Below are 2,950 nucleotides of genomic sequence, written 5' to 3' on the forward strand. Positions count from 1 at the left end.
CGGATCATCCGGTGCTTGACCATCGCCTGCAGCTCGTTGGATTCGCTGATTCCGCGGTCCAAATGCACGCCTTTGCAGGAAATAAACGCCTTATCCACATAATAGGATTCCAGGCCGCGTTCGGCGAGCGGGCCGACGTAAGACAAGGAATGGGCTGCCAGCATGCCGCCCGTCGATATGACCTCGATCTTCTCCTTGGAGGACAGCTCCAGGGCAACCTTGATGGAATTGGTAACCACGGTCAAAGGAATGTCCGGCAGGATCGAAGCCATATACCACGCCGTCGAGCTGGCATCCAGGGCGATGCGGTCCCGCGGTTCGATCCGCCGCACTGCCTCTTCGGCAATTCGCCTCTTCTCGTCCTGATGGATGACCTCCCGCTCGAAATACGGGGTCTCCGCCTGGGTCTCTTTGACGCTGACGGCGCCGCCATGGCTCCGCCGCAGCTTGCCCTGCTGCTCCAGCCGGTCCAGGTCGCGGCGGATCGTCTCTTCGGTCACGCCGCACAGCTCGCTCAGCTCCGACACCCGGATGCTGCCTCGCTCATTGACCAGCCGCACGATGGTATCATAACGTTCCGCAACTAACATAGCTTCCCTCTTTCGTTCTATCGTACACCCATTATATAGATTTGCCCGTTCCCGGACAATGTGTCATCCCCATGCCTTTCTGAGCTGGGACATTCCGAATCGGATTATCCGATAATCAAAGCGTAGGCCCGGCAGCCCTCCCCGGCGCTGCGGGACAGGCGGCCCATGACCTCGCCGAGCCGCGTCTTCATGCGCTCCGCCGGGACGATGGCGATCAGCAAATTAGGCAGGAGGGACACCGACCGTCCCTTCTCCGACGATGATGCGACCACGAGCGAGCCGGTATACGCCACGGCGTCATCAACAAGCGCGATCCCGGCATCCGTGTAGGCCGCAGTGGCCAGGGAGGCGTCCGGATCCTGCCCGTTCCACACCCGGTGCGCAAGCTCCGGCAAATGCTGTTCCAGCCGGAGCCCGGCCAGCTCCGGAAGGTCCTGGCGGATCGTTGACTGTGCCCCGTGCTCCTGCAGGATGCGGGTCACGACGCCGGACAGCTCCTCCCAGCCGGCCACCCGCTCGGTATGGCCGCCGGCGGCACGCCAGTTCCCCATGAAGCGTTCGATCCGCTCTTCATGCGTCAGCTCGTAGCCGTTCCAAAAATCCGGTGCGCCCCGATACGGATGCTCCGGCTTGCGGGATTCAGAAGCGCCACCACGACCGAGACGGCTGGCGATATGGCCGATGAACCGCTTCTGCTGCTCCCGGGATTCCCGCTCCATTTTCTCCAAAAATGACGGATCGGATGTGCTCATCGCTTCATCCCCCTTTCCTTCCGGCCGGCGACGATGCTCTCCATGCGGGACTTCATCGCTTCCGGCATCGGCGGGAGGCTGGCCCCGACCTCGGCGTCCAGCTGCGGCCAGCGTTCCCTGAACGATTTATTAGGCAGCGCAGGAATGTGCCTGTACGCCGTCCAGCCCTTGAGCGGGCCAAATTGGGAACGGATATATCCGTCCCGGACCAGCAGCTTCTGGCCCGTCTGCCCGAGCTTCACCGCCTGCTTAAAGCGGCCGGAGCTTTTCATCAGCATCTTGAAGCCTTTCATCGCCAGCTTTTCGCCGGCTGCGGTATAACCCCTCTCGACCTTCCGGTTGCGCAAATAGACAAGCATGTCGTGCAGCGGAATTTTGACCGGACAGGCTTCATAGCAGGCGCCGCATAGACTGGAGGCGTTAGCGATGTCCTGCCACTCCTCGGTATTCTTGTTCAGCGCCGGCGTCAGTACCGCACCGATCGGCCCGCTGTACGTTCCGGGGTACGAATGTCCCCCGATATGGCGGTACACCGGACAGGCGTTCAGGCATGCCCCGCACCGGATACAGTTCAAGAGCTCCTGGAAATCCGGGTCCCCGAGCTGGAGCGAGCGGCCGTTGTCGACGATGATGATATGCATCTCCTCCGGGCCGTCTCCATCCGCCGTCCGGCGCGGACCCGTGATGCCCGACATGTACACGGTCAGCTTCTGGCCGGTCGCCGAGCGCGGCAGGAGCGTTGCCATCACTTCGAGGTCATCCCAGGTCGGAATAAGCCGCTCCATCCCCATCAGCGTAATTTGCGTTTTCGGTACCGTGCTCACCATGCGGGCGTTACCTTCGTTTTCAAAAATGACGATCGATCCGCTCTCGGCAATGCCGAAGTTGGCCCCGGTTAGCCCGATGTCGGCTTCCAGAAACTTGTCGCGGAGCTTCCGCCGCGCAAATCCCGCCAAAATTTTCGTGTCCGGCGCCAGCGTCTCTCCCGCTTCCTTCGACAGCAGCTCGGCAATTTGATACCGGTTTTTGTGAATGGCCGGGATAATGATATGGGAAGGCGGTTCATTCGCCAGCTGGATGATGTACTCGCCCAGGTCGCTTTCGATGGATTCGATACCGATGCCCTCAAACGCTTCGTTGATATGCACTTCCTCGGAAACCATCGATTTGGACTTGACCACTGACTTAGCCTGTTTGTGTTTGGCAATCTCCACCGCGATTCGGGCGGCGTCCTTCGCCTCGGGAGCAAAATGCACATGCACGCCCTGCTCCCTGGCATTATTCACAAACTCGTTCAAATAGTAGTCGAGGTGGGCGATCGTATGGGCCCGGATCTGCCGCCCCCGCTCCCTCCATTCCTCCCAGTTGCCGTGTTCCGCCGTCGCCGCCTTCTTGCCGTTTTTCAGCTTTTCGGTCGTAAACTTGACGGCGTTAACGAGAAATTCGTCCTTCAGGGCGATCTCCGCCCGCTCCTTTACGCTAGACCCCTGCGGTTTGCTCACGGTGCTTCACTCCCTCATACAGCAGTTCCGCCAGATGCATGACCCGGACCGGCTTGCCCTGATAATGCAGATTGCCGCCGATGTTCAGCAGGCAGCCCATGTCCAG

Annotated in this window: 3 protein-coding genes and 1 pseudogene; all 4 read right to left on the minus strand. The window is 60.5% G+C overall.

Annotated elements, in window-relative coordinates; genetic code table 11:
• On the minus strand, positions 1-590 hold a 590-nt coding region (locus CPT76_RS17225), incomplete at its 3' end, for a DeoR/GlpR family DNA-binding transcription regulator (protein WP_258168550.1).
• A 104-nt stretch (positions 591-694) separates the two neighbouring features.
• Positions 695-1,342, minus strand: a complete 648-nt coding sequence (locus tag CPT76_RS17230; protein WP_105443713.1) for a LutC/YkgG family protein — start codon at positions 1,340-1,342, stop codon at positions 695-697.
• Positions 1,339-2,844: a LutB/LldF family L-lactate oxidation iron-sulfur protein gene (locus CPT76_RS17235; RefSeq protein ID WP_105443714.1), complete on the minus strand. Its 1,506-nt coding sequence runs from the start codon at positions 2,842-2,844 to the stop codon at positions 1,339-1,341. Before CPT76_RS17235 ends, CPT76_RS17230 begins: the two co-directional genes overlap by 4 nt.
• A pseudogene (locus CPT76_RS39925) lies at positions 2,822-2,950 on the minus strand (Fe-S oxidoreductase); the annotation flags it as partial. The pseudogene CPT76_RS39925 and the gene CPT76_RS17235, both read right to left, overlap by 23 nt.

The sequence above is a fragment of the Paenibacillus sp. AR247 genome (assembly GCF_002968895.1).
Lineage (GTDB): Bacteria > Bacillota > Bacilli > Paenibacillales > Paenibacillaceae > Paenibacillus_AQ > Paenibacillus_AQ favisporus.